The sequence below is a fragment of the Micromonospora sp. NPDC002411 genome, assembly GCF_053592955.1.
Genome location: NZ_JBSFBM010000007.1, coordinates 1 through 24,975, shown reverse-complemented (window position 1 = coordinate 24,975; position 24,975 = coordinate 1). Strand labels below are relative to the sequence as shown.

At 69.6% G+C, this 24,975-nt stretch carries 22 protein-coding genes and 2 tRNA genes; 11 read left to right on the top strand and 13 right to left on the bottom strand.

Annotated features, from left to right (window positions below; all coding sequences use genetic code 11):
- Window positions 1-10 precede the first annotated feature (10 nt).
- Both ACWCO3_RS02055 and ACWCO3_RS02050 read right to left on the bottom strand, forming a co-directional pair.
- Window positions 11-706 carry an RICIN domain-containing protein gene (locus tag ACWCO3_RS02055; protein WP_145778484.1) on the bottom strand — a complete coding sequence of 232 codons (696 nt, stop codon included), beginning with the start codon at window positions 704-706 and terminating at the stop codon, window positions 11-13.
- A complete protein-coding gene (locus ACWCO3_RS02050) occupies window positions 699-1,199 on the bottom strand; it encodes a sigma-70 family RNA polymerase sigma factor (protein ID WP_145778483.1) in 501 nt (166 codons plus the stop codon). The genes ACWCO3_RS02055 and ACWCO3_RS02050 overlap by 8 nt, the downstream gene beginning before the upstream one ends.
- Window positions 1,200-1,381: 182 nt before the next feature.
- Between ACWCO3_RS02050 and ACWCO3_RS02045 the strand changes: the two genes are divergently transcribed.
- Window positions 1,382-4,612: a S8 family peptidase gene (locus ACWCO3_RS02045; protein WP_450008013.1), complete on the top strand. Its 3,231-nt coding sequence runs from the start codon at window positions 1,382-1,384 to the stop codon at window positions 4,610-4,612.
- A 62-nt stretch (window positions 4,613-4,674) separates the two neighbouring features.
- On the opposite strand, the gene ACWCO3_RS02040 is transcribed toward ACWCO3_RS02045, so the two are convergent.
- A complete protein-coding gene (locus tag ACWCO3_RS02040; protein ID WP_145778481.1) occupies window positions 4,675-5,430 on the bottom strand; it encodes an SDR family NAD(P)-dependent oxidoreductase in 756 nt (251 codons plus the stop codon).
- Between the two features lie 280 nt (window positions 5,431-5,710).
- Between ACWCO3_RS02040 and ACWCO3_RS02035 the strand changes: the two genes are divergently transcribed.
- From ACWCO3_RS02035 to ACWCO3_RS02000, 8 genes are all read left to right on the top strand, one after another.
- Window positions 5,711-7,186 carry an MFS transporter gene (locus tag ACWCO3_RS02035; protein WP_357937179.1) on the top strand — a complete coding sequence of 492 codons (1,476 nt, stop codon included), beginning with the start codon at window positions 5,711-5,713 and terminating at the stop codon, window positions 7,184-7,186.
- A 173-nt stretch (window positions 7,187-7,359) separates the two neighbouring features.
- The gene (locus tag ACWCO3_RS02030; RefSeq protein WP_450008010.1) at window positions 7,360-7,887 is read left to right on the top strand and encodes a class I SAM-dependent methyltransferase; all 528 of its coding nucleotides are present in this window, start codon (window positions 7,360-7,362) and stop codon (window positions 7,885-7,887) included.
- Window positions 7,888-8,041: 154 nt separating this feature from the next.
- On the top strand, window positions 8,042-8,377 hold the full coding sequence (locus tag ACWCO3_RS02025) for a hypothetical protein (protein WP_145778478.1): 336 nt from the start codon (window positions 8,042-8,044) through the stop codon (window positions 8,375-8,377).
- A gap of 22 nt (window positions 8,378-8,399) precedes the next feature.
- Window positions 8,400-8,705, top strand: a complete 306-nt coding sequence (locus ACWCO3_RS02020) for a pore-forming ESAT-6 family protein (RefSeq protein ID WP_145778477.1) — start codon at window positions 8,400-8,402, stop codon at window positions 8,703-8,705.
- A gap of 41 nt (window positions 8,706-8,746) precedes the next feature.
- On the top strand, window positions 8,747-9,106 hold the full coding sequence (locus ACWCO3_RS02015; RefSeq protein ID WP_145778476.1) for a DUF6507 family protein: 360 nt from the start codon (window positions 8,747-8,749) through the stop codon (window positions 9,104-9,106).
- Window positions 9,103-11,586 carry a hypothetical protein gene (locus ACWCO3_RS02010; protein WP_450008007.1) on the top strand — a complete coding sequence of 828 codons (2,484 nt, stop codon included), beginning with the start codon at window positions 9,103-9,105 and terminating at the stop codon, window positions 11,584-11,586. Before ACWCO3_RS02015 ends, ACWCO3_RS02010 begins: the two co-directional genes overlap by 4 nt.
- Entirely contained in the window at window positions 11,586-11,927 is a 342-nt protein-coding gene (locus tag ACWCO3_RS02005; RefSeq protein ID WP_145778474.1) for a toxin-antitoxin system YwqK family antitoxin, read from the top strand. Before ACWCO3_RS02010 ends, ACWCO3_RS02005 begins: the two co-directional genes overlap by 1 nt.
- Window positions 11,928-12,046: 119 nt before the next feature.
- Window positions 12,047-12,397, top strand: coding sequence for a toxin-antitoxin system YwqK family antitoxin (locus tag ACWCO3_RS02000; RefSeq protein ID WP_450008004.1), 351 nt, complete (start codon window positions 12,047-12,049; stop codon window positions 12,395-12,397).
- 54 nt (window positions 12,398-12,451) lie between these two features.
- Here the strand turns inward: ACWCO3_RS02000 and ACWCO3_RS01995 are convergent, their stop codons facing one another.
- The 8 genes from ACWCO3_RS01995 to ACWCO3_RS01960 form a co-directional block, all read right to left on the bottom strand.
- Window positions 12,452-13,429, bottom strand: a complete 978-nt coding sequence (locus tag ACWCO3_RS01995) for a DUF6177 family protein (protein ID WP_145778472.1) — start codon at window positions 13,427-13,429, stop codon at window positions 12,452-12,454.
- Window positions 13,414-13,773, bottom strand: a complete 360-nt coding sequence (locus tag ACWCO3_RS01990; protein ID WP_450008001.1) for a hypothetical protein — start codon at window positions 13,771-13,773, stop codon at window positions 13,414-13,416. The genes ACWCO3_RS01995 and ACWCO3_RS01990 overlap by 16 nt, the downstream gene beginning before the upstream one ends.
- The gene (gene eccCa / locus ACWCO3_RS01985; RefSeq protein ID WP_450007999.1) at window positions 13,773-17,729 is read right to left on the bottom strand and encodes a type VII secretion protein EccCa; all 3,957 of its coding nucleotides are present in this window, start codon (window positions 17,727-17,729) and stop codon (window positions 13,773-13,775) included. The genes ACWCO3_RS01990 and eccCa overlap by 1 nt, the downstream gene beginning before the upstream one ends.
- Window positions 17,730-17,744: 15 nt before the next feature.
- Window positions 17,745-18,608, bottom strand: coding sequence for a MinD/ParA family ATP-binding protein (locus ACWCO3_RS01980; RefSeq protein WP_450007997.1), 864 nt, complete (start codon window positions 18,606-18,608; stop codon window positions 17,745-17,747).
- A gap of 187 nt (window positions 18,609-18,795) precedes the next feature.
- Window positions 18,796-20,124: a type VII secretion integral membrane protein EccD gene (eccD, locus tag ACWCO3_RS01975; protein WP_450007996.1), complete on the bottom strand. Its 1,329-nt coding sequence runs from the start codon at window positions 20,122-20,124 to the stop codon at window positions 18,796-18,798.
- A complete protein-coding gene (locus tag ACWCO3_RS01970; RefSeq protein ID WP_145778468.1) occupies window positions 20,121-20,375 on the bottom strand; it encodes a hypothetical protein in 255 nt (84 codons plus the stop codon). The genes eccD and ACWCO3_RS01970 overlap by 4 nt, the downstream gene beginning before the upstream one ends.
- A 155-nt stretch (window positions 20,376-20,530) precedes the next feature.
- Complete coding sequence (locus ACWCO3_RS01965; RefSeq protein WP_450007993.1) at window positions 20,531-22,063, bottom strand: non-reducing end alpha-L-arabinofuranosidase family hydrolase; 1,533 nt, start codon at window positions 22,061-22,063, stop codon at window positions 20,531-20,533.
- A 395-nt stretch (window positions 22,064-22,458) separates the two neighbouring features.
- Window positions 22,459-23,034: a DUF3455 domain-containing protein gene (locus ACWCO3_RS01960; RefSeq protein WP_357937185.1), complete on the bottom strand. Its 576-nt coding sequence runs from the start codon at window positions 23,032-23,034 to the stop codon at window positions 22,459-22,461.
- Window positions 23,035-23,142: 108 nt separating this feature from the next.
- On the opposite strand from ACWCO3_RS01960, the gene ACWCO3_RS01955 reads away from it, so the two are divergent.
- The gene (locus ACWCO3_RS01955) at window positions 23,143-23,340 is read left to right on the top strand and encodes a hypothetical protein (protein ID WP_358050386.1); all 198 of its coding nucleotides are present in this window, start codon (window positions 23,143-23,145) and stop codon (window positions 23,338-23,340) included.
- A 129-nt stretch (window positions 23,341-23,469) separates the two neighbouring features.
- Here ACWCO3_RS01955 and ACWCO3_RS01950 read toward each other — a convergent pair.
- Both ACWCO3_RS01950 and ACWCO3_RS01945 read right to left on the bottom strand, forming a co-directional pair.
- A tRNA-Arg gene (locus tag ACWCO3_RS01950) sits at window positions 23,470-23,542 on the bottom strand.
- A 35-nt stretch (window positions 23,543-23,577) separates the two neighbouring features.
- A tRNA-Ser gene (locus ACWCO3_RS01945) sits at window positions 23,578-23,668 on the bottom strand.
- A 146-nt stretch (window positions 23,669-23,814) separates the two neighbouring features.
- Between ACWCO3_RS01945 and ACWCO3_RS01940 the strand changes: the two genes are divergently transcribed.
- A partial coding sequence (locus tag ACWCO3_RS01940) for a hypothetical protein (RefSeq protein WP_450007990.1) occupies window positions 23,815-24,975 on the top strand: 1,161 nt, incomplete at its 3' end.

Genomic DNA, 24,975 nt, shown 5'->3' with positions numbered 1-24,975 from the left:
CGGAAGCGGCCTACCTCGGCCCTCGGTCCTCGAACTCGTACGTGGTGGTCAGGCCCTCGGGCAGGTCGGGGACCAGAGCATTGGTGCCGTCGACCACCTGGACGTAGCGCTTGCCCTGGAAGATCGAGTAACTCCCGTCGGCGACCTGGTCGATCCGGAAGAGCTGCGTCGAGGCCGCCGCGTCGCACGCCCGGCCGCGTACGCTCCCCGGCGCGGCGTCGTGCATGACTGTCATGCAGACCTCACCGCCGCCGGACGGTGCGGCCAGCACGATCCGGTACCTGTCCCCCTGCGGGCGGAGCACCCACCGAACCGCGTCGTCGACGCCCGGCTCGCTGATGGCCCGCACCTGGTCGGTGCCAACGCTGATCGCCAACGCGGCGCCGTTCATGCCCGGCACCACGATGCGGACCTGACGCTCACCGGCGAGGATCTCCTGTGGTCCGGCCGAGGCGGTCGCGGACGGAACCACAGACGGTGGGGCCTGACTCGCCGGACCGCCGACCGGCGGCTCGACGTCGGCACGCGCCCGCACCAGGGCGGTGCCAGCGGCGACAGCCACGATGGCCAGGCCCACGGTGCCGACGGTTACCCGGCGTCGCCGGCGCTGATCGCTGCGACGGCGCAACGTCTGGGCCCCTGGCAGCGTGGCGACTCGCCGGACCTCGTCGGCGATCGCCGCGAGGTCGTCGCGCGGATCAGCCATGGGAGGTCTCCTCCTGGTGCTCGTCGGCCAGCAGCCCGGCCATCGCTCTCCTCCCACGGGCGAGGTACGTCTTCACCGTCCCGACCGGCGCCTGCATCTCCGCTGCCACCTCTGCGACGCTGAGGTCGTTGAGGTGGTGCAGCACGACGGCCCGGCGCTCGTTGGCGCTCAACCGCTGGAGCGCCTGCAACAGCGCGACGTGGTCCTCACTCAGACCCGGCACACCCTGGTCGACGGCAGCCCGACGATGGGCGCGTACCCGGTTGAACGCCTTACGCCAACTGCTCACCGCGATCCGTGAGGCCACCCGGCGGACCCAGGCCTCCGGGCTGTCCGTCTCCCGGACCGTCCGCCAACGCTGCCAGGCGCGCATGAACGCCTCCGCGACAGCGTCCTCCGCCTCGGCACGGTTGCCGGTCAGCGCGTACACGTGACCGACGACCCGACCCGCGCAGGCCGCGTAGAGGGCGTCGAACTCCTCGGCATCACGCATCCGACCGGTGCCCTCCCGCGCCTCGTCCCCTGGTCACCGCCCGCATGCAACCCGCCGGGGTGGACCGGCCCGAGCAGCGCGGGGGGATTTTGTGACCAGCGTCACACCGCAGTGATCAACCTGACGACCGGGCCAGACGTCATCGTGCCGCCCCGGGAGAGGCCCGTGGCGGAGAGGACGATGTGCGACGACGGCAACGACGCGCCCTGACAGCCGGCGTACTCGCGACCGTGCTGGTCACGGCGGGCCTGACGGCCCAACCGGCGAGCGCGCAGGAGCAGCCGACCGCTGCGGTCTCCGGCACTTCCGGGACGTTCACCCTGATCACCGGCGACCGGGTGTCGCTGGACGCGACAGGTCACCCGGAGATCCAGCGAGGACCTGGGCGGGCCGGGATGCGTTTCGTGAGCAGCCGGGAGGACGGCCACCAGTACGTCGTCCCGGTCGACGCGATGCCACTGCTGCGCGACGGCCGGCTCGACCGGCGACTGTTCGACCTCACCGCGCTCGGCGAATTCGGCTACGACGACCGGGCAGCCGAATTGCCGCTGCTGGTCGCGTACCCCGAGGACAGGCCGGCGCAGGCGCGGACCGCCACCGCCGAGGGTGACGGGCGGGTCCGGGCCGATTTGCCGGCCGCGCACGCGCTCGCGGTCCGGGCGGACCGCGACGACCGGGTCACGCTCTGGACCTCGCTCACCCGAGGTACGACCTCCGCGCGCACCCTCGCCGCCGGAGTGACCCACGTCTGGCTGGACGGCAAGCGCAAGGTCTCCCTCGATCGCAGCGTGCCGCAGATCGGCGCACCGACTGCCTGGCAGGCAGGATTCGACGGAACCGGCGTCACCGTCGGCGTGCTGGACACCGGGATCGACGCCGACCACCCCGACTTCGCCGGGCACCTCACCGAGGTCCGGGACTTCACCGGCGGGAACGACCCGAGCGACGCGGTCGGCCACGGCACCCACGTGGCGTCGACGATCGTCGGCAGTGGTGCCGCGTCCGGCGGCAGGTACCGAGGTGTGGCACCGGGAGCGAAGCTGCTGGTCGGCAAGGTCTGCGCCACCACGGAATGCCAGGACTCGGACATCATCACCGGCATGCAGTGGCTCGCGCCGCAGGCACGGGTGGTCAACCTGAGCGTGGGCGGCACCGACGCACCCGGTCTCGACCCGCTGGAGACCGCGGTCCAGGAACTGAGCCACCGCCACGGCACCCTCTTCGTGGTGGCGGCCGGCAACGAGGGCAAGCCGAAGTCCATCTCTTCGCCGGCCTCCGCCGACGACGCCCTCGCCGTCGCCGCCGTCGACGCCGACGACCAGCGGGCCTACTTCTCCAGCCGGGGTCCGCGCGTCGGCGACAACCACATCAAGCCCGAGATCAGCGCGCCCGGCGTCGACATCGTGGCCGCCGCCCCCGGCGGCGACTACGCCACCATGTCGGGTACGTCGATGGCGACCCCGCACGTGGCCGGAACCGCCGCCATCCTCGCCGGGCAGCACCCGGACTGGACCGGCCCACAGCTCAAGGCCGCCCTCATGGACTCGGCCAAGCCGACCGGCGAGGACACCATCTACGAGCAGGGCGCCGGCCGTGTCGACATCGCGCGGGCTGTCGCCCAGCCGGTCGCCGCCGACGTCGCCGCCATCGATTTCCCCGTCCAACGCTGGCCGCACGCCGACGACACCCCGCTCACCCAGGTCGTCGGCTACCGCAACACGGGAAGCGCCCCGGTCACGTTGACCCTGGCCGTCGCCCCCGCTCCGGCCGGCATGCTCACCGTCAGCCCGGCCACGCTCGTGGTACCGGCCGGTGGCCGCGCCGAGGCGACGATCACCGTGGACACCCGGGTGGACGCCCCGGACGGCGTCTACCAGGGGGCGCTGACCGCGACCGGCGCCGGCGACCTGCGGGTACGGACGCCCTTCGTGCTCAACCGCGAGATCGAGAGCTACGACGTACGACTCGACCACACCGGCCGGAACGGCAAGCCCGCCACGGAGTACACGACGGTGGCGGCGAACCTGACCACCGGAGAGTTCAGCACCCTCGCCGCGACCCCGGGTGGCGGCACCCTCCGGCTTCCCAAGGGCCGCTACGCGCTGTACAGCACCATCCACGAGGGTGCCGTCTCGACCATGCTCGTCCAGCCGGTGCTGGACGTCCGTGGTCCGGTCACCGAGGCGGTCGACGCACGGAGCGCCAAGCCGGTAGCGGTGACCGTGCCCGAGCGCGACGCCGCAGCCACCTCGATCAACGTGAGCGCCAACTGGGACGACGGCTTCCGCTATCCGGGCGTGCAACTCAGCGGGGCGTCCTTCGCGGACGTCTTCTTCGGCCGGATCGGACCGGCCGTCACCGCACCCGAGTTCACCGCCACACTGGGCGTCGGGCTCGCTCGGCCGGGCCCGGACGGCACCTTCCGGAACAGTCCCTACACCTACGACCTGGCGTACGTCCGGCAGGGCGACATGTTCACGGGCCTGGCCAGGAAGCTGTCACCGAAGAACCTCGCCACCGTCCGGACGACCTACCGCAGCCAGTCCACCACGACGACGGCCACCCGGTTCCACCGCGCCTCGGCACCCGGCGGCTCCGGCCCGATCGGTTCGAGGACTCCGGTCGACCTGCCGTTCCACGGCACCGAGTACTACAACACCGACGGCGGCATCACCTGGACGTCCACCCTCGTCGAGGGGGACAACAGCACCCTCCAGGAGTCGACCTTCAAGGCGGGGAGGTCGTACACCCAGACCTGGAACGCGGCGCCCTTCGGTCCCACCGTGGCCCAGGCCCCGGCCCTCGCACCCCTGGGGTACGCCGGCCGCGACGGTGACACCATCTCGGTCGCGGCGCTGCCCCTGTTCGGCGACGCCATGGGCCGCCCGGCGAGCCGCGACGACCGGCCGATGCAGATCCGCCTGCTGCGCGACGGTAAGGAGATCGGCACCTCGGACAGCCCGTGGGCGGAGTTCGCGGTACCCGCCGCCAAGGCCGCCTACCGTCTCGAGGCGACCACCACCCGGGGCGCCCCGGACACCCTGTCGACGTCGGTCTCGGTGGCCTGGACCTTCACCTCGGCGTACACGGCGTCGCCACAGCGGCTGCCACTGACGACGGTCCGGCCGATGCCCGTGCTCGACGACACCAACACGGCCCGGGCGGGCCGGATCATGACGATTCCGGTGACGCTGGACCGGCAGGCTGACTCGAAGGCGGCGGCCAACCGCACGCTCGGGGTGTCCGCGTCGTTCGACGACGGCCGCACGTGGGTCGCGTTGCCGGTGCTCCGGAACCTCGCGTTGATCAGCCACCCGCGACGGGCCGGATTCGTGTCGCTGCGGCTGACCGCCACCGACACCGCCGGCAACACGGTCACGCAGACGATCCAGCGGGCCTACCGGATCGTCTGACGCACTGCCTGGTCCGGGGCGGTGGCCGCTCGAGCCACCGCCCCGGAGCGACCTTCGGCGCCTCAAGCGGTGAGGGCACCGTCGATGGCGATGGACGCACCGCTGATGAAGGTGGCCTCGTCGCTGAGCAGGAACGTGGTGAGCGCGGCGACCTCGTCGGAGGTGCCGGCCCGCCCGGTCGGCTGCGCCGACAGGTAGCGCTCAGCAATCTCCGGGGCCTGGTTGACGACGCCCTGCCAGAGCGGCGTGTCGATCAGGCCGGTGACCAGGGCGTTGACCCGTACACCGGAGCGCGCCACATCGTGGGCCGCCGAGCGGGTCAGCCCGATGACGCCGTGCTTCGCCGCGTTGTAGGCGGCCTGGGTCCCGTCACCCTTCACGCCGGAGACGGAGGCGTTGTTGACGATCGCGCCACCGCCGGAGGCGATGATTGCCGGCAGCTCGTACTTGAGGCCGTAGAACACGCTCGTCAGGTTGAGGGCGAGCGACAGGTGCCAGTCCTCGCTCTCGGTCGCGCGAACGCTGGCCATCGGGCCGCCGCCGGCGTTGTTGAACGCGCCGTCCAACCGCCCGAACTCCGACACCGCGGTGCCGACGAGCCGCGCCATCTCCTCCTCGACCGTCACGTCGGTCGGCACGAACAGGGCGCTGCTGCCCGCGCTCCTGATCTGCGCGGCCGCCTCCTCGCCCCGGTCCTTGTCCCGGGCGCCGATGACGACGTGGGCACCCTCTTTGGCCGCCCGCTGCGCGAACGCCAGGCCCATGCCCTGCGTACCGCCGGTCACGACCAGCACCTTCGAATCCAACCGTCCGGACATTCCGCTTCGCCTTCACTCGATGTGTTGAGCCCCGGCAGTCCGCAGGGCTTCGCGAGGGAACGCTAGTCATTTCTGGAACGGTCGACAAAGTAACAGTCCTCACAAGGCCGGAGTCGAGCCTTCTAGAATCCGGCCAAACCGGCTGTCACCCTCGACACCGGGGCCCGCGCCGACCGCCGTGCGGCCGTAACCGCAGGCACATTCTTTGGTAATCGTTCCATAAAATAGTTAGCTTTGGTGCGTCGTTCGAATACCTTCAAATAACTCTTAAGGGACAGTCATGCCTACACGTCACGCCGCTTCACAGTCGCAGCGATGGAGAGCCCTGCTGTTCATCTCCATCGCCCAACTGATGGTGGTGCTCGACGGCGCCGTCATGAACATCGCGCTTCCCTCCGCCCAGCAGGCGTTGCACTTCACGGACGGGAGCAGGCAGTGGGTGGTCACCGCGTACGGTCTGGCCTTCGGCGGCCTGCTGCTGGTCGGTGGCCGGATCGGCGACATGGTCGGGCGCAAGCGCATCTTCCTGATCGCACTTGGCGGTTTCGCCATCGCCTCGGCCATCGGCGGTTTGGCCGCCAACGCCGCGATGCTGTTGACCGCCCGAGCGCTGCAAGGCGTGTTCGCGGCCCTGCTCGCGCCAGCCGCACTCTCGTTGCTCTCCCTGTCCTTCACCCAACCGAGGGAACGCGCGAAGGCGTTCGGCGTGTTCAGCGCGGTCTCGATCGCCGGTGGGGCGGTCGGCCTGATCGTCGGCGGCCTGCTCACTCAATATCTGAACTGGCGTTTCGCGATGTTCGTGCTCGTTCCGATCGCGGTCATCGGGATCCTCGGCGCCAGTCGCACCGTCCACGACGACAGCGAGCGGCACCGCGCCCGTCTCGACATCCCCGGCGTCCTGCTGGCAAGCCTCGGGCTCGTCGGCCTGGTCTACGGATTCGGTGTCGCCGAGAGCCACGGTTGGTCGGCGGGCGTGACGATCGGGTCGTTCACCGCTGGCGTGCTGCTGCTGGCGACCTTCGTCGTGGTGCAGACCCGGGTCACGTCTCCGCTGCTGCCGCTGCGCGTCCTGACCGAACGCAACCGCGCCGCCGCGTACCTCTCGGTTGGTCTTGCCATCGTCAGCATGTTCGGGATGTTCCTCCTGCTGAGCTACTACTTCCAGCAGGTCAAGGGATGGTCGCCAGTCATGGCTGGTCTGGCCTTCATGCCGATGGCGGTGCCGCAGGCGGTCGGAGCCACGCAGATCGGTGCAAGACTCGCGCACCGGATGGCCCCTCGGCCGATCATGGTCGGTGGTTACCTCGTCACCGCGGTCGGCCTCGTGTTGCTCGCCCTGCTCCGCGCGGACAGCGGCTTCCTGGAGATCGCGTTCGCCGAAGCGGTGATCGGGCTCGGCATCGGCACCGCGTTCATGCCCGCGATGAGCATCTCCACCCACGGTGTCGAGCCACGGGACGCCGGTGTCGCCTCCGCGATGATCAGCTCCTCGCAGCAGGTCGGCGGCTCGATCGGCACGGCACTGCTGAACACCATCGCGACCAGTTCGGCCGCCACCTACCTGGTCTCGCACGGTGGCCCCGGGGCCCGGAACGAGTCGCTCATGCACGGCTACTCGGTCGCCTACTGGGTCGCCGTCGGGTTCGTGGTCGCGGCAGCTCTGGTGTCGGCGGTCATGGTGAACGCCGGCGCTCCGAAGCACGTCCCGGCCCTGGCGGACGATCTTCCGGACATCGCACCGGTGCCCGCGCACTGAACGGCGTTATCCCGCCACCGGTGACCGAGGACACGGTGCGCGGAACCGTCCGGCAGGGTGGAATCAGATGCGTGAGCAGAGCAAACACCACGAGTGAGGATGGGACGCACGCTCTGCCGAACCGCCGTCCGGCTTCCACCAGCGGTGACGATGCCCCCTCGTTGGAGGAACCGGTGCGAGAGAGCGCAGCGCACCGACAACGCTGGGCGGTCCAGACGATGGCCGTCGCACCCGACGATCAGGTGTTGGAGATCGGTTGCGGTCGAGGAGCAGCCGTCTCCCTGATCGCCGACCAGCTCAGGACCGGCCGGATCATCGCCGTCGATCGCTCGGCGACGATGGTGCGACTCGCCGTCGAACGGAACAAGCGCCACATCGACGCAGGTAGGGCCGAGATCCGATGTGCCGGATTCGAGTCGGCCGACCTCGCCGCCCACCGCTTCACCACGATTTTCGCGGTGAACGTCAGTCTTTTCTGGTTGGGCGACGCGACCCAGCACGTCGACCGGGTGCGGAGCCTGCTCGCGCCCGGTGGGCAGCTCTACGTCTTCGGCGAGCGGCCCAGCGCCGCACACGCCACCGCGAATCTCACCGCTACCGAGTCGCTGCTCCAAGCTCACGGCTTCGCGAGAACCAGGTCGAGCGTCGTTCGCGGCAAGGGCCGCGTGCTCACCTGCGTCAGCGGCACACCGAGCGAGTAGGTCAGGGCGCGCCTCCCCATTGGGCGCTGTCATTTCTGGGACTTGAGCAACCGCCAAATTGATCTATCGTCCCCGGTGCATACCCGCCTGGGTTGCAGAGGTGTCGTAGCATTGACCGCGAACGTTATTCATCCCGGCTCGGGGAGGGAGCGGCATGAAGTTCGACATGGGGGCGCAGACTCTCGGCAGCCTCACGAAGCAGACTCAGGGGTCGTCAGATGATCTCGGGAGTCTGATCAAGCAGTTGATTGCCGCGGCCGAGCCGTTGCAGGGCAACTTCAACGGTGCGGGCCGGGTGGCTTTCGACTCGTTCAAGGCCAACGCTGATTCGATCACCGCTGCGTTGAATTCTGCGTTGGGTGCGATTCTCGGCGGTCAGGGCGGAATGGATTCCGCGTTCGGTCAGGGTGACACCGAGATGGCCGACAACGCGTCGTCGGCGGCGGGGACCGCCAACTTCGACGCCGCCAGGTTCTCGAGCAGCCGCTGATCCCGGGGGGAGTGGGCAGGTTATGAGCACGGACCGACGCAGTTTTGACGTGAGCACCTCGCAGCAGGTTCAGGGTGACCTCGCCGGGATCATCGCCCGGTTGGAGGCGGTGATCTCGCAACGCAGCGCCGATGTCTCGGCGGCGATGGCGGACTTCCAGGCCGATGGTGTCTCGGAGGAGTACCGGACGGTCGAGGATCGGTGGAACCGCGCCGCGAGTGAGGTGCGCACGATCATCGATCTGGTCAAGACCACCATGGTGAAGAACGACGACACGGCGACGACCACGTTGGCCAAGGCGCGCACGGCGGTGCAGTCCATCGGCTGAGCCGGGCTTTTACTTACCAGTGTTGACGAGGGAGCACTAGCGTGAGCGCCTGGGATATCTCCCCCGGTGGAGTGCGTGATGTCCTGAATCGCACGCATGCCGCGGCCGCCCCGTTCGAGGGGCAGATGAAGAACTTCAACTCGGCATTGGAGGGTTCTGCCGTCCAGTCGAGTTCGGAGATCGTCGGGCAGGCGCTTCAGGGCTTCGTGGAGTCGATCCGTAAGGACCTTGAGTTCGTGTTCACTCGCACGGGGGCGTGCATGAATGCGGCGGCGCAGGCGACGAACGCCTACGTCCAGGGCGATCTGGACATGGCAGCCAACGCGCAGCGCAGCGCCTCGGCGGCACCCGACCCGTCGGCCACGATGCCGGGCCCGGGCCGTCAGGCGGTGCCACGATGATCAATCCGGGTGAGATCCCGCAGATCCCGGGCAACATGGAGTTGTTGGCCACCCACGCACAGACGATCAAGACCACCGGCGTCGACTTCGCCAACACCGGCCAGGCGGTCGACACCACCTGGCAGGGGCTGGCTGCGGTCTACGAGGCGCCGGAGGCGGCGCAGTTGTTCGCTGCCTCCGGCCCGATCCGCACCGTGTCAGCGTCGGTCGGCGAGGACGTCCAGGCCGTCGGCACCGCCCTGGCCACGTACGCCAGCGAGGTCAAGGAGATCAAGGCCCAACTCGCCGCGCTCAAGGGTCAAGCCGAACAGTTCGTGGCCTCCACCAACGGCGACGAGGACTGGCGCGAGGACGAAGGCAAGGTCGACAAGCACAACGGGCTGATCTCTGCGGTGAACACGCAGGTCGCCGCGTTCTTCGAAGCGCAACGCAAGTGCGCCAACACCATCAACGCCCTCTACGGTGGCCGCCAGTACCGGGCCGACAACGCCGACGGCAAAGCCGAAGACGGCGAGTACGGGTTCGACGCCAACACCCTCAACGCGGCAGCCGGTGAGGACGGGGCGCTGCCCTGGGGCAGCACCGAGGAACACGACCGGGGCTTCCTCGGTGACGTCGGCGCGTTCTTCGGCGGCATCGGTGAAGGCTTCGTCACCATGCTCGAAGACCTCGGTGGGCTGATCGGCCGTGACCCGACCACCGGCGAATGGAGCTGGGGCACCGCCGGCCAGTCATGGTTGGGCCTCGGCAAGTTCGTCTGGGCGGTCTCCATCTACATCAACCCGGTCACCATCGTGATCGACCAGACCGTCGGCATGCCGTTCATGGAGAAGCGCGAAGCCGGCAACCTCCTGCTCAACGCGGGCAAGAGCATCATCGCCTACGACATGTGGAGCGAGGACAAATCCCGAGCCGGAGGCCTCGCCGCCTTCAACATCGTCTCCGCCGTCGTCGGCACCAAGGGCGCCGGCTCCGGCCTGCGCGGCGCCGGCGCAGCCGTCAACAGCGTCCGGGGCAGCGCGACCGCCGCCCGCATCGGCGCCGGGCTGGTCCGTGCGGGCAACTGGCTCGACAACCTCCCCACCGTGGGCGAGGTCGCCATCAACTTCGCCAAGAAGTTCGACATCCAGATTCCGCAGCTCGGGCTGGTGCCCTCGATAGCGGGCGACGTGCCCACCACACGCGGCTTCGACGTCGAGATGCCGGGCGACCGCACCCCCAACACCATGAACATGGACGGCGGCAACAACCCCGCCGGCAACAACCTCCCTGGCGACACCCCACCCACTAGGAACCTTCCCGAAGAGACCCCACCAGCTGCCAGGAACCTGCCGGAGGACAGCACCCCGGGCAACGTCCCGGACGACACCACCCCGGGCAACGTCCCGGACGACACCACCCCGGGCAACGTCCCGGACGACACCACCCCGGGCAAAGACGTGGATGCCGACGACGGCCCCCGCAACGATGGCAGCAACGACTCGGATTCTGACGTCGATCCGGACGACAAGCCCGCAGAGAAGGCCGGCGACGAACGCGGCGACAGGACTGCGGACGACGAGCCCGTGTCGGGTGGACAGCCCGAGCCCGACAACGCGGGAGATTACAAGCCGCCGTCAGCGGGTGACCAGCGTGTGGAGAACCCACCGAACTTCCCCGAACCCGAGGACCCGGGCCCTGCTCCCAAGGTGACGGATCCGGAATACGCGCGAGACCCGAGCCGGGGCTCCATCGTCGATGAAATCGACGTAAATGACACCAGCCGAGTGACGACTCGAGACGGCATTATTACCGAAATCGATGGAAAGCCCGTCCGGGATTACATGGAAGACCTGTCACGGCAGCGTGCAACTGACGTACATGTCCCGGGGCGCGAACGAGGCGAGGGCCCAGTTTCCGCCACCGCCATCGATCTCCGCACAGGCAAGATCGCCGAAGGCGTCAATGGAACGGATCTTGACCTGATCGCGCCGAAGAATCTGCATCCGTTACTACGCGACAACTACCTGGACATGGCGGAGTGGAAACACCCGGTCATGCGATCGGAGACCGAAGCCGCGCAGACGCCGGTCCTCGATCCGGTGACCGGCAAGGCAGTCCGGAACGAGGCGGGCGATATCGTGTTCAAGGACGCGGTGCTGGATGGGCGGGCGCACTTCGACAATCCGCTACGTCACGCCGAGGTCAAGGCGACCAATGAGCTACTTTGGGAGCGTCAACGATTGCACGATGAGCAATGGAGACGCGAACACGGACCGGATTCAGAGCCACCGCCACTGGGCCGGGACGTCCTCGATGAAATGCGTTTCGACCCACGTTGGCTGGACGACGCACGTCACCATTCGCCCGGCGACCCGGCTCCAGCCTGCGGAAACTGCAACAGTATACTCCGGGGCGTTCCGAGCTACACCGGTCGCTACCAGTTCCCGCCTGGCGACTACCGGCGCATGGATACGTTCGAGCCTCCGTGGAGTGACTGATGCGCGTTGACGAGAAAGAGACCTACGTCGGTGACGACCTTCGGGTGATGCACGGTGATGAACCGTTCACCGGCGAGGTGGCAGCCATGGGCCCCGAGGGAAACATTGTCGAGCTCGCCACCTACTTCGACGGCGTTCCCCACGGACCTCAGATCATCTGGTATTCGAATGGCCAAAAAAAGCAGGAAGGCGTACGCGACTACGGTCGCAACGTCGGGGAATGGCGGCGGTGGCACAAGAATGGTCAGCTCGCCGAATGTACTGTTTTCGGCGACCACAACTTGCCGGCAAGCCGAAAGCGTTGGGACGATCAGGGGAATCTGACCGAGGAAGGCCCATAGCCTCGGAGGGCCTTCGTGGCCTCAGGGCTGCGGAGGCCGTCCGCAATCGCTTAGACCTAGCCGCGCTGCATGCACGAACATGGCCACCCTGGCAGCCAGTTCATCCCGGAGTAAGCACTGTGCGAGTCGACTACGACGACGTCGCGACCGAGGACGACCTTCGGGTGACCTACCAGGGCGAGCTGTTCACCGGCGAGGTGGTCGAGCGCTCGCCGCAGGGTCAGATCATCGCTCTCAACACGCACTTCAAGGGTATCGAGGACGGCCTCTCCGCCGAGTGGTACCCGACCGGCGAGCGTAAGGCTGAGGGCACCGCCCACTACGGCATGGCTGTCGGCGTCCACGAGGAGGGGCACCGCAACGGCAGCCCCGCGACCCGTGTCGAGTTCGACGAACAGGGCAAGATGCTGAGCCGCCAGCGCTGGGCCGAGGACGGCACTCCGATCGGAAGCCACGTCGTGCAGGGCTGAACACCCGATGCCGGACGGCAGGGGTCGCTGCCGTCCGGCGCACCCGTGGGGCGGTCAGCCGGCGCCCTGGCCGGCGGTGCTCAGGCCGTACCTGCGCAACACCGCAGTGAGGTTCTCGTACGGGGCGCCCGGCCCTCTGTCCACCCTGTACCACCACGCGCGTCGGGCACCCCGGCCGAGCGCCCGACCCGGGACCATCTCCGGCTCGGAGTCAAGCGCCTGTTCCTGACGGCCGACCAGGATGCCCAGCGGCAGGGCGGGGAGGCTCGGCGTGCTGGACCGTAGCCCGCCGGAGCGGCCTGGGTGCACGGTCACGATCATGCTGCGCACTGTCGTCGCCAACTTCTCGGCGAGTGCCTCGACCGTCTCCTCGTCGACCTCCGACAGCGGAGGGCCGGCGAGTCGGAGCTGTTCGCGGACGCCGACGTCGACCCGCTCGACCGTCAGGACCCCGAGCAGCGCCGAACGTTGCCTTCCGCCGACGATCGCCACGCTGGATGGTGCCGGTGCCCGCGTACGGCAGAACGAGGTGAGCTCGCGGCGCGACCACCGCTCGGTGACCGGCTCGGCGACGCCCCACCCGACCGGATCGTTGCCGGTGAGGGCGCGAACGGCGGCCTCGGTGCTGGCGCCGAGGTCCAGGGCCTCGGTGGCCGGGTGCAGCGTGACGATCTGGATCTCCAGACCGCCGGACCAGGGTACGGCGGTCGGCAGCGGACCACCGGCAGGCGACCCGTTGGACGCCGAGAAGCATCGGCCGTCCCAGTGCAGGGGCAACCCGGTGAGCCCGTCGCGGTACTGGTCGCCGGCGCGCACCACCCACTGCCCCTGTGCCTGCGCCAGCATCACTTCGAGCGGGTACGTGATGGAGCCGTCGGCCGGCGTGACGAGTTGGAGCAGTAGCCCGTTGCGGACCGCGTCGACGGCCGCTTCGGCGAGCCAGGGCGAGAGGCCGACCACCGCGCGGTTCTGGTGCAGGACGACGGCTCGGTCGGTGATCGTGTCGGTCGCGCCGGTCATCGGTTCGCCCATGTCAGTCCTCCCGTTATCGATACCAGCGCGGTGGTGAAGTTGCGGGTCAGCTCGGCGGCCTGCGGGTCGCCGTCTGGCGCCCGGCTCTCCACCCACCAGACCCTGCCGGCGAAGGAGTCGTCCAGCGTGACACCGAGCAACCGTTCCGCCTCCCCCGGCACCTGTACCAGCCGCGCGGTCTCGACGGTCAGCAACAACCGACCGTCGGCAGGGTCGAACAACTGCACCAACCCGGCCGAGTCCACAGTGTCCATTTTGAAGTCGGAACCAACCGCGACCAGGGCGCCGATCATCGTGGCGGCGTCGGGCTCTGAGCGGCACAGGGCCACCGTGTCGTACGTCATCAGTGCTCCTTGGTCTCGCCGAGGTACGCGGTCTGCGTCATGCGTGGGGGGTGACCTGGGCGGATGAGCTGGCCGCGCCCCACCGGCAGGACCGTTGGTCGGACCCCCGTGAACAGTTGCCCCTCCGTGCGGTCACCGGACATGAGCAGGCTCAGACAACCGGCCTCGCGCACGGCCAGTGGGAACGGCTCGAACAGGCCGCGCGAGGCGCCGGCCACCCGGCGTGTCATCACGACGTGCAGCCCGGTGTCGCGCGCGGCCGCCACGTAGGGGACGAACGCGCCGAGCGGTTGGCTGGCCGACGCGGCGAGGATGTCGTAGTCGTCGATGAGCAGCACGATCCGTGGCCGCGCCGAATCGGACGGCTGCCGCGTCGCGAGTTCCTTGCACACCGCTGCCGACAACTGCTGGGCGAGCGTCGCGTTGGTGGCGTAACCACCGAGGTAGGTCTCGGGCACCACGTCGGCGAGCCCTCGCCGTGGATCGAACACGGCGAACACCAGCTCGTCGGAGGTGTACTGCCCCATCAACTCCTCGGCCACGAGCCGCAACAGGTTCGTCTTACCGGTACGGGGGTCGCCGAGGACGAGGAAGTGCTGGTCTTGACCGAAGAGGTCGAGCACGGCGGGGGTGAAGTCGCTCTCGAACCGGCCGAAGGGCACCACGCCGTGCCCGGCCGGCGTGTCGGCGAGGTCGGCCAGCGGGAGCACCGCGGGGAGCACCCGCACGGGTGGTGGCAGCGGGCCCGACCACGATCCCCGTACCGATTCGGCCGCGGCGACCAGGCCGGCGTTCGCCGGATCCGGCTGACCGTCGAGGCGCGGCAGGGCGATCTGGGCGAACAGCTTGCCGCTGGTCAGCGCCCGGCCGGCCTGGTCTGACGGGATGCCCCGGGCCAGCCTGCCGTCGATGCTGGACTCGGCGGGCTCGGTGAGCCGCAGCTCGATGCGGTTGGCGAAGGCGACCTGCTGGGCGGCGCGAACCTCGTTCCACCGCCGGGCGGTGCCGATCACGTGGATGCCGTAGCGGCCGCCTCTGGCGAGCAGGTCGTGCACCTTGGATTCGAGGCTTTCGAACTCGGTGTTGAGCTGGCCGTACCCGTCGATCAGCAGCACCACGTCGACACAGCCGACCTCCGCGCGTACGCGTTCGTCGGCGGCGCGGAGGTCGTCGATGGTGTCGAACTGGTGCTGGGTGTAGATCCGCTGGCGTTGCGCGAGCATGGCGTGCACCTCGTCGACGGTGCGGCGGATGCGCTCCCGGTCCTCCCGACCGGCGACGCCGCCGACGTGGGGCAACCCGACCAGGCCCGACAGTCCGTTGCCGAGCAGGTCGATGCAGTAGATGCCGACGTCGGTCGGACGGTAGGTCGTGGCCAGACCCAGCGCCAGGGTGCGCAGCGCTGTCGTCTTGCCGGTGCCGGGGCCACCGAGCACGAGTGCGTTGCCACCGCTGCTGGCCAGGTCGACCAGCCAGGGACCCTGCCACTGACGGGCCGGGTCGTCGAGGCGTCCGAGTGGTACCCGCAGCCCGGTTTCGGACTGCCCGGCGATGTCCAGCCGGAGCCCCTCGGGGGTGCTGCGGATCCCCCCGGCCACCTGGTCGAGGGTGAGGGCGGCCGGCAACGGCGGCAGCCAGATCGCCTGAACCCGCTGGTCACTCGTGGCCATCTGCTCGACCACCGTCGAGAGCAGCGTCGGGCCGGTGGTGCGCCTGGTCGCCTTCGGCTCCTCGGGGACGTCGTCGGTGTCCCTGCGGACGGTCCCGAACACCGGCATCGGCTTCGCCAGCGGGCCGACGATCGGGGCGAGTTCGGCGTCGGCGCCGTCGGTGAGCGGGCCGGACACGTAGGCGGCCTTGAACCGCTGGTAGATCGAGACGTCGACCTTCAAGTACCCGTTGCCGGGCAACGGAGGCAGCTGGAACGCGTCGACAGTGTCGAGAACGGTGCGGGACTCCATCTCGGTGAGGGTGCGCAGCCCGAGGCGGTAGGCCAGGTAATTTTCCAGGCCGCGCATCTTGCCCTGCTCGACCCGTTGGCTCGACAGCAGCAGGTGCACCCCGATGGACCTGCCGATCCGCCCGATCCGGAGGAACAGGTCGATGAACTCCGACTTGGCGGCGAGCAGTTCGCCGAACTCGTCGATGAGCACGAGCAGGTGCGGCAGCGGGGGCAGGATGCTGCGCTCGCCCTGCACCGCGCGCAGCAGGTGATACTCGACGATGTCGGTGACCTTGCCCGCGTCGGCCAGCAACTGCTGGCGGCGCTGCACCTCGCCGTCGAGGCTTGTGTACATCCGTTCCACCAGCGCGGCGTCGGCGACCAGGTTGGTGATCAGCCCGGACACGTGCGGCATCTCGGCGAACGGTGCAAACGTCGCACCACCCTTGTAGTCGACGAGCACCATCGCCAACCGTTCGGGCGGGTGGCTCGCGGCCAGGGCGAGGACGAGCGTCCGCAGCAGTTCGCTCTTGCCCGACCCGGTGGCGCCGACACACAGCCCGTGCGGGCCCATGCCGAGCTGCGCGGATTCCTTCAGGTCGAGCAACACCGGGCGTCCCACCGGGTCGACACCGATCGGTACGCGCAGGAAGTCACGCTCCCCCCTCGGCCGCCACAGCGTGGCCAGGTCCAGGTTCGTGGGATCGGACAACCCCAGCAGGTCCTGGAAGTCGGCCGGCGGGGTGCCCGTGCCGTCGTCGTACGAGTCGGCCGACAGTCGCAGCGGTGCGATCCCCCGGGCGAGGCCCTCCACCAGGGGCACCGGCACCTCGTCGACAGCGCCGACCACTGTCATCGGCGGTGACGCGGCGAGATCCTCCAGCACGAGCGAACCGCCGTCGATGGTGATCCGCCGGGAGATGTCACCGGGCTCGTGCAGCCGGTCGGCGAGCAGGTGGACCACTGTGACTCCGAGGCTCCCGAGACCCACGAACTGGTCGGGGCTGGCCAGCGCACGGGCCACCTGCCCGTGGGCGTCGTCGATGACCAGCAGCCGCGACCGCGTACGGGCCTCGGCCCGTCCGGCGTTGTGGCGGAACGACTTGAGCGCGCTCGTGGCCCGCTCCTCCAGATCCCCGGCGAGGAGTTCGGCGAGTGTCTCGGGGGCGGTGACCAGCAGCGGGGTCGGGCCGCTTGGGCCGATCGAGGCGCGGTCGAGCAGGTGCGGCAGCCACCGCGCCCACCCCCAGGTCGTCGCCCGCTCCGGCGTGGTGACGATCGCGAGCGTCACGTCGTCCGGGGCGTGGAACGCGGCCACCTGGACGAGGATCGCGCTGGCGAGGGCGACCACCTCGTCGCGGTCCGGCGAGATCACGCTGACATCGCCGGCGCAGTCCAGGTCGACCCGGAGCGGCAGCCCCGGCGTCAGTTCGAAGCGGCGCATCAGCGACTGCGCCTCGTGACGCATGAAGGGATCGAGCGGGTTCGTCGGTGTGCTCTGTTCGCGCAGTTGGATCGGCCGGACGGGTAGCGCGCCCATGCCCACCCGTACCCGCAGGAAGTCGATGTCGGCGCGACGGCGCTCCCACAGGCGCGCCGGGCTACGGATCACGTCGAGCAGCCGGCCGACCGGCGGGTCCAGCACCGTCGCCTGTTCCTGGAGGCGCTGCTCGTCCTCGCGGAGCTGTTCGCGTAGCTCTTCCAGGTAGTCCTGGTACCGCTCGCGCTGCACCCGGCGCTGCCGGCCGGCCTTACCGAGCTGGGTGAGGTACATCGCCCCGGCTGCGGCCAGCGCGACGACCATGACGACCGCGCCCAACGCCGCGAAGCCGGAGCCGCGCATGAACATCATCATGCTCATCGCCACGCCCGCGCCGGCCATCGGCAGCAGCGCCTGGAGCCCCACCGCGGATCGGCCGTCGGGGAGCTGGGGTGGCGCGTCCAGCACCAGTGGTTCCATGGTGGACGCCGGCCTTGCGACCCGGGTTGGGCGGTGCACCATACGCGTCGACATCAGGGCGTCCTCCGGTCACATTCGCCGGGCCGTGGCCAGCGCGAGGCCGGCCGCGCGGGTCGCCTCGACGAGCGTCGCCTCGCCGATCCGCGACGGTGTGATGAGCGCGCCGGCCGCCAGGTGACGGTCGTAGGGCAACACCACCACCGGTACGCCGGTGTTTTCGATCAGCTCGCGGGCAGCGTCGCCGAGGAGCGCGGTGCGCCCGGCGGGGTTACTGGTGCTCAGGACGACCACCACCCGTGCCAGCCACGCCCCGTACCCGCCGTCGACGATCCGGCGCAGCGCCTGGTAGGTGGCCCGGACCCCGTCCGGCGTCCCTGCGGCGACGAGCACCACCGAATGGGCGTCGGCCATGGCCGCCGCCGCGGTACGGGACTCCAGGCCGGGCGGACAGTCGACGACGGCGACAGCGAAGAGCCGCGACAGCGCCCGCGTCACCTCGCTGCACAGCGTCGGGTTCGAGGTGCCGCTCGGCAACACCCACAAACCCGTTCCGGTACGCGGAAGGAGCGGCTCAAGCGCGTGGAGGTCGCCGCCCCGGGCCGCTATCAGGTCGGGCGCCAACCGCTCCAGGGGCGGCTCGCCCGGCGCGCCGAGCCGCCAGGTCAGCGAGCCCTCGTATGGGTCGGCGTCGGCGACGAGCACCGGATCCGCTCGCCGCGTCGCGAAGACCGACGCCAACACCGCGGCCACCGTGGTCTTTCCCGCTCCACCGTGTACGGAGGCAACCGCGATGCGCCGGCCGGTGTGAACCGGCACCTGCACCTCGGCCGCGAGGTCGGCAAGCTCACGGGTTGCCCGGCCACTTGTGAACATGCGGCTGGCGGTGCGCCAGAGTCGCCGCAGTGCCGGGTCGCCGGGAAGGATGCGCCGCACGAGTGACAGGTCGTCCCCCTCCGACCTCGCCAGCTCGCCGGGCGTCCGAGGTGTCGGAGCCGGTCGGGCCGGTGCCGACGCCGGGGTGGTCGAGCCTCCCCTCACCCGCCGCTGTGGTGGGTGCGGTCCGTGCCCCCCGGAATGGGTCGGCCCGGGAACCGGTGGAGCACTCATGCCACCGCCTCAATCAGAACGTGTTGAGTAGTCGCGAGTAGAGCCCGAACACTCCGACCGCAACGGGGACCAGTGCCATCACTGTCAGCGCCTCGACGCGGTCGGCGTATTGCCGGGCTCGGGCCAGAGCGTGCGGCGGCGGCCGGTAGGCCAGGATCACGAGAGTCACCGCGCAGAAGGCCAGCGCCACGAGCGCCGGGCCCCACCACATGCCGGGCGCATCCCGTGCCCAGCGCGTCAGCAGGCCGCCCGCGATCACCAGCGCGGCAGCCACCAGCCCCACAACCTCGACGGTCAGCGGGAACGCCCGCATCCGCAGCAGCAGAGCGGCGGCCACCAGCGCTGCCAACACCAGAGCCCAGGAGCCCGCTGCGGCGGCCAGGACGAGGCCGCCGAGCGCCGCCGACGTAGCCGTCGCCAGCGCCGCCACGGCCAGCCCACGGTGCGCGGCGTCGACTGCGGCCAACACCGCTACGCGGCTCACCAACTCGTCGTTGCTCCGCCGGTCGTCGAGGCGGGTGAGCCCGGACGCGATCATCGCGATCCGGGGCAGCAGCCCCAGCATTCCCACGGACACGATCGTCAGCACCGCCGCGACGCGCTCGGCGGGCACGGCGAACGCCAGGGGTACGCCCCAACCGGCCACCAGGGTCAGCAGTGTGCCGCCACCGAGGACGCCAGCACGGCGGTTGCCGGTCACCGCACCCACGGCGAGCACGATGCAGCCGACGCCGACGGCCCAGAGCGCCCATCGCAGTGTGCCCCCGCTCGTCAGCCCGGGCACCATGGCCATCGTCATCGCGGCACCGCTGAGCAGGACCGCGATCCCGACGGCCCGCCTGCCCACCAGCCCGACGAGAAGGCCGGTCAACGCGACCACGCCCCCGACGATGCTGACCGCCACGGGCCCGAGTTGGGGGGCGGCGAGCACCGCCGCCAGGCTGGCGGCGACCAGGCAGACGGCGGTGGCGGTCCACATTCGTGGGGCGAGCCCCCATCGTCCGTGGCGCCGGGCAAGGTCGTCGCCGACCTCGTCGGCGACGTCGTGCACGATCGCCGCCGGTGGCGCTTCGGAGATCGGGTCGACCCGCAGCATCGCGCCATCGGGGACGGCCGCCTGTCGCAGGCTGCCGGCCGGATCGAGCACTGTGCCGTCGAGGGTGCTGATCTGGTAGCCACGGGAATCGTCCACCGGCTGGTGCCCGACCATGGCGACGATCTCGGGCAGCAGCAGGCCCAGCGGCTCGTCGGCCGGCAGCACGAGGTCGATGCGACGGCGTGCCCCGGCCAGGGTCACCCGGCTGAGTTGGCCTGCGGCGGCGGAAGGCTGCGTCTGGGTCATCGCGCCCCCTCCGACTGGGCCGGTGGTGGATTGCGGGCCTTCTGCTGGTCGGCGATCACGCCCTTGAGGAAGGACCAGCCCACACACCCCGCGCAGGCCACGGCCGCCAACACGAGCCCGATCCGCAACCAGCGGAACCCGTCACCGGTGGCCCGGACGCGGCGCTGCCTGCCCCACAGCAGCAGCTCACGCATTCGGGCACGGCGGACCGCGACCGACTCGATGAGCTGGGTGTCGTATTCACGAGCCACGGCCCGATTCTATCCACGATCGCTAATCCACCGGGGGTGACGATCGGGTGGCAGCACCGCCCCCAACTGGTCGTTTCGTGGACGGGCCCGCGACGGGATTGTCCGTCGCGGGCCCACCTTCCATGGATCAGCGTCGCAGGGTCACCAGACCCGGCTCAGCGTTGCAGGGTCAGCAGACCCGGCCGGTACGGCAGCAGCCCGTAGTCGACGCCGTCGGAGCTGGGGGAACGACCCTGGTAGAGCAGTTGCAGGTTGCACGCGTTGACGGTCATCGTCTGGTCGGCGTTGGTCCGCAGCAGCTCACCGTGGCTGATGTCGTTGGTCCAGGTGGCACCGCTGTTGACCTTGCCGGCGAACGGGTTGCTCTGGGACGCGGCCTGCGGCGTCCACGTACCACCCAGGCTGGTGGCCGTGAACGAGCGGAAGTAGCGGCCCGTCGAGCCGATCGCCTCGACGATCATCAGGTACTTGTTCAGACCCTGGAGCTTGTAGACCTGAACAGCCTCGAACAGGTTGTTCGTCGTGTCACTCATGATCGTCGTGTAGTTCGACCCGAAGCTGCCCGGGAAGTTCCCGATCGGCATGCTCGCCCGATAGATCTTGCCGTTGTCCCCGGCGAAGAACAGATACATGTTCTGGTCGTCGCCGATCACCGCCTGATCGATCGGCCCCGTACCCGAACCCGTGATGCTCCCACTGAACAGCGTCTGCGGCGAGGACCACCCGTTCGGGTTGGTCGGGTCACTGGAGGTCCGGTACGAGAACGCCGGCCCACCCCACTGGTACGCCAGCACCCAGATGTTGCGCGGCGCGAAGTAGAACAGCGACGGCGCGACGGTTCCCGAGTTCATCGCGTTCTGGCTGGCCGAGCCCATCTGTGAGTAGTTCGAGAACAACCCGAAGTTCATCGAACCCCAGCTCGACCCGAAGTCGTGCGTGGTGGCGTAGACGAGCTGCTGGCCGTTGTACGGCGCGACGGTGAAGTCCTTCAGCGACACCCACCCGGACCTCGGCTGCGCCAACGCACCCGTCGACGACCACCGGTACGTCGAGGGAAGGTCACACGTGCCGGTGGGCGGCGGCGTGGTGGTGGGGGGTGGGTTGCTCCCGCCGTCGACGCGGACGAGCTGCCACTGCTGGTTGGTGCCGTTCCAGTCGTCGTACTGCACGATGTTTCCGCCGTCGGCGGTCGAGGCGCCCTGCACCTCCATGACCCGGTTGCTGTTGCGGTTGATCAACCGCACGTAGCCGCTGTCCGAGTCGGCCAGCCGGAACTGCTGGTTGGTGCCGTTGTTGTCCGCCCACTGCACGATCGCGGCACCGTTGGCGGTCGAACGCTGGTAGACGTCGAGCACCTTGTTCGACAGCCGCGACTTCAGCCGGTAGTAACCACCACCGGAGTCCACGAACTGCCACTGCTGCTGGTTGCCGTTGTTGCGGGCCCACTGCGTGATCCGGGCACCGTCGTTCGTGGCCAGGTTGTAGACGTCCAGGGCCTTACCGCTGTTGCGGTTGACCAACACGTACCACGCGCTCGTGTCGACAGTCGCGGCAGCGGCGGGTGACTGCACCACCGCCACGGCGGCACCACCGACCATCACCGCCGCCGCGCCAGCGGCGAGGAGGCGGGGCAACCACCATCGCCGCCGCGGCGGCGCGATCGATGGAGACCTATCAAGGGCAGACATGATCCTCCTTCAGTGACCAAGTGCCGAACGGTCCGCCCGAGATGGGCACACCGCAACACGTGCCCGGGCGCATGCGTCGGAGGAGTTAGCGCTAACAAGCCGCCTACATGCCCTGGTGCACGCCTGATTCGAGGTCGACGAAGCAGGCCCGCCCGGCAAGCCGTCGTGTCGCCGTCCTTAGGCATCGACTGTGAGCGATAACATGGCGTTCGTCAAGACGTAACGTGCTGGGAACATCGATGGATGACACGACACTTCCCGTGACGCGATCCGTCGCTCGTGAGCAACGGCAGGCCACCACCCCGTAGAGCGGTTCGGGACGGTGCACGTTGGCGCTAACATCGACACCAGACCATGGCACGCCGGCGTCCGCCCGGCCGCCGTGGAGGAGGGCGTTACCCCTTCGCGGCCCAGAAGACGTAGACCGCGCCGTACGGCACGGCAGCGGTCGCGCCGTCGGTGCAGGGGCCGGCCGGGGCGACACCACCCGAGGTCAGCAGGCGGCTGATGTACGCGACGTTGCTGAGGATGCCCTTGCCGGTGTGCGCGTCGACGGTCAGCAACAGCTCGGGGATCGTCCCCGGACGCGGGCTCTCCGCGGTCTTCTTCGCCGTGATCAACGAACCGTCCCGCTCGGACTGCCAGCTGGGGCCCTTGAAGTGGTGGACACGCCCGCCGGTACCGAACAGCTGGGCCTCCGGCACGGACGCGCCGGTGAACAGGCCGCCAGCGCACGTGTAGGTCTGCGTTCCGCGGGTGACGACGTACGCACCGACGGGGCGAGATCCCGCTGGCGGCCTGATCGTCGAGGCGATGCGCGGTGTGTCGGCCCGGCTGGTGTCGGCGCTCACCGCCGGTACGGCGACCTCGGCGGCGGACGCCTGATTCGTCACCCCGCCGATCGCGGCCAGGACGCCGACCAGGCCGACGACAGCGAGCGCGCGGACCCTGGAGCGCGATGTGTTCGGCATTCGATTCCTCCGTCTCCGGTGGGCGCACCCGCGCCCACTCCCTTTCGACAACGGACAGGATGCGTCGACCGATCAATATGTCGTCGGATTTGAACGACCATTCACCTGGTGGAGCTGCCTTCGGCAGCTCAGGCGCTGGTAACAATCGGCGGGTTCGACTTCTACCAGTTCAAGAGCCGGCTGAACCCCGCGAAGTGCCTCAACGTGCAGGGCAGCACGACGTCGAACGGTTCCGACCTGATCCTCTACCCGTGCGCCACGACGACCAACGCCATCTTCTCCTGGGCGCCGGCAGTGCAGGCGTAGGTAGCGGTGTCGCTGTAGTGACCCCTGGCGTGTGAGTCCGAGAACGTATGCCACAGGTATGACTCGCACATGGCTCACATGAAACAGGGTGGATAGCCGACTGGCTATCCACCCTGTTTAACAACTCTGTGCGCCCGAAGGGACTCGAACCCCTAACCTTCTGATCCGTAGTCAGATGCTCTATCCATTGAGCTACGGGCGCTCGTGCTCAGCCAGTGTACACACCCGGCTTTCGCGCGGAGACTCCGGGATTCGAACCCGGGAGGGGCTTTAAGACCCCAACCGCATTAGCAGTGCGGCGCCATAGACCAGACTAGGCGAAGTCTCCCTGGTGGCCCTGCAGACCACCGCGCCCGAGGATACAGGTCGCCACCCACCGGGAGCAAAACGACTTCCGGGGTACGCCCACCGAGACCGCGCGCCCCCGTGTTTTCGCGCTGTGCGACGGGGTGATCAGGACTACGCTCCATCGATATGCAGGAGCAGCCGCCGAGCGAGCCGACCCGTCGAGAGCCTGCTGAGAGGGCGCGTCGACGCTCCCCACGGGCCACCTTCACGCCGCCGGTCGCCGCCGAGCAGCCCGTCCCGCCCGCCGAGCCGTCCGCGGAGACGACACCGCCGGCTACGCCTCCGGCGGGTCAGCGTCCTCGACAGGCCAAGGCTGCCCCACCGGTGCTCTTCCAGCCACCGGAGCCGGACCGTGCCCTACCCCCGCGGCCGAGGCGCGCTCCGACCGAGCTGACCAGCGATGCCTCCGCCACGCCCAGCGACGCGAACGCCGAGAAGCCAGCGCCACCGACCGCCGAGGCGCACGAGAAGCAGCCAACGCCGCCGAGCGCCGACCCGGACGGCAGCGCGACACCCAAGGTCACGACACCCAAGGCCCGGACAGCGAAGGACCAAGCGCCGGAGGAGGACCAGGCTCCGAAGGCCCGGACCACTCCCGTCCGCAAGGCAGCCACCAGGAAGTCGACGGAGACGGCCACCGAGGTGACGCCGACCACACCGGCACCGGCCAAGCGCGCCGCGACCCCCGCCAAGCGGGCGGCGGCCCCCCGAAAGAGCACCACGCCGAAGAAGGCCGAAGTCGAGCAGCAGTCGACACCGGAACGTCCCGCCGAGCAGCAGGCGGTGCCGGCTTCGGGGCGCACCCCGGAATCGGAACTGCGGGCGGTGGCCACGCGCGCGCTCGACCACCCGGGGTTCGCTCCGGAGCTGTTGGCTCTTGCCGCGGTGCGGGCGCTCGGGCCCGGCGCGGCCGAGTGGGCCACTCGGCTGCGGAACCGGTATCCGGACGCGTCGGCGGACGGCCTGGCCCGGTTGGCCACCCGGCGGTTCGTCCGCTCGGCGGGCGCGGGTGGGGCGACAGCCGCGCTGGCCGGGTTCTTCGCGCCGCTGGCCGAGCTCACCTCGGTGCTGTGGACGCACGCGAACCTGGTGCTGCACCTGGCTGCCGCTTACGGGAAGGATCCGGCGCATCCCGACCGGGCCGTCGAGTTGCTGGTGCTCACCCAGGTCCACCCGGACGCGGCGAGCGCGGAGGCGGCTCGCCGCGCCGTAGGTCGACCTGCTGGAAGGCGAGCCAGTCGAGGATGGCCGGCAGTCGTACGGTCAGCGCCTGCCGGAGTTGCTGCT

What these genes read in the sequence shown, in the direction of transcription:
- ACWCO3_RS02055 (WP_145778484.1), bottom strand. Translation starts at nt 706, where the DNA reads ATGGCTGATCCGCGCGACGACCTCGCGGCGATCGCCGACGAGGTCCGG.
- ACWCO3_RS02050 (WP_145778483.1), bottom strand. Translation starts at nt 1,199, where the DNA reads ATGCGTGATGCCGAGGAGTTCGACGCCCTCTACGCGGCCTGCGCGGGT.
- ACWCO3_RS02040 (WP_145778481.1), bottom strand. Translation starts at nt 5,430, where the DNA reads ATGTCCGGACGGTTGGATTCGAAGGTGCTGGTCGTGACCGGCGGTACG.
- ACWCO3_RS02035 (WP_357937179.1), top strand. Translation starts at nt 5,711, where the DNA reads ATGCCTACACGTCACGCCGCTTCACAGTCGCAGCGATGGAGAGCCCTG.
- ACWCO3_RS02025 (WP_145778478.1), top strand. Translation starts at nt 8,042, where the DNA reads ATGAAGTTCGACATGGGGGCGCAGACTCTCGGCAGCCTCACGAAGCAG.
- ACWCO3_RS02020 (WP_145778477.1), top strand. Translation starts at nt 8,400, where the DNA reads ATGAGCACGGACCGACGCAGTTTTGACGTGAGCACCTCGCAGCAGGTT.
- ACWCO3_RS02010 (WP_450008007.1), top strand. Translation starts at nt 9,103, where the DNA reads ATGATCAATCCGGGTGAGATCCCGCAGATCCCGGGCAACATGGAGTTG.
- ACWCO3_RS02005 (WP_145778474.1), top strand. Translation starts at nt 11,586, where the DNA reads ATGCGCGTTGACGAGAAAGAGACCTACGTCGGTGACGACCTTCGGGTG.
- ACWCO3_RS01995 (WP_145778472.1), bottom strand. Translation starts at nt 13,429, where the DNA reads ATGGGCGAACCGATGACCGGCGCGACCGACACGATCACCGACCGAGCC.
- ACWCO3_RS01990 (WP_450008001.1), bottom strand. Translation starts at nt 13,773, where the DNA reads ATGACGTACGACACGGTGGCCCTGTGCCGCTCAGAGCCCGACGCCGCC.
- eccCa (WP_450007999.1), bottom strand. Translation starts at nt 17,729, where the DNA reads ATGTCGACGCGTATGGTGCACCGCCCAACCCGGGTCGCAAGGCCGGCG.
- eccD (WP_450007996.1), bottom strand. Translation starts at nt 20,124, where the DNA reads ATGACCCAGACGCAGCCTTCCGCCGCCGCAGGCCAACTCAGCCGGGTG.
- ACWCO3_RS01965 (WP_450007993.1), bottom strand. Translation starts at nt 22,063, where the DNA reads ATGTCTGCCCTTGATAGGTCTCCATCGATCGCGCCGCCGCGGCGGCGA.
- ACWCO3_RS01960 (WP_357937185.1), bottom strand. Translation starts at nt 23,034, where the DNA reads ATGCCGAACACATCGCGCTCCAGGGTCCGCGCGCTCGCTGTCGTCGGC.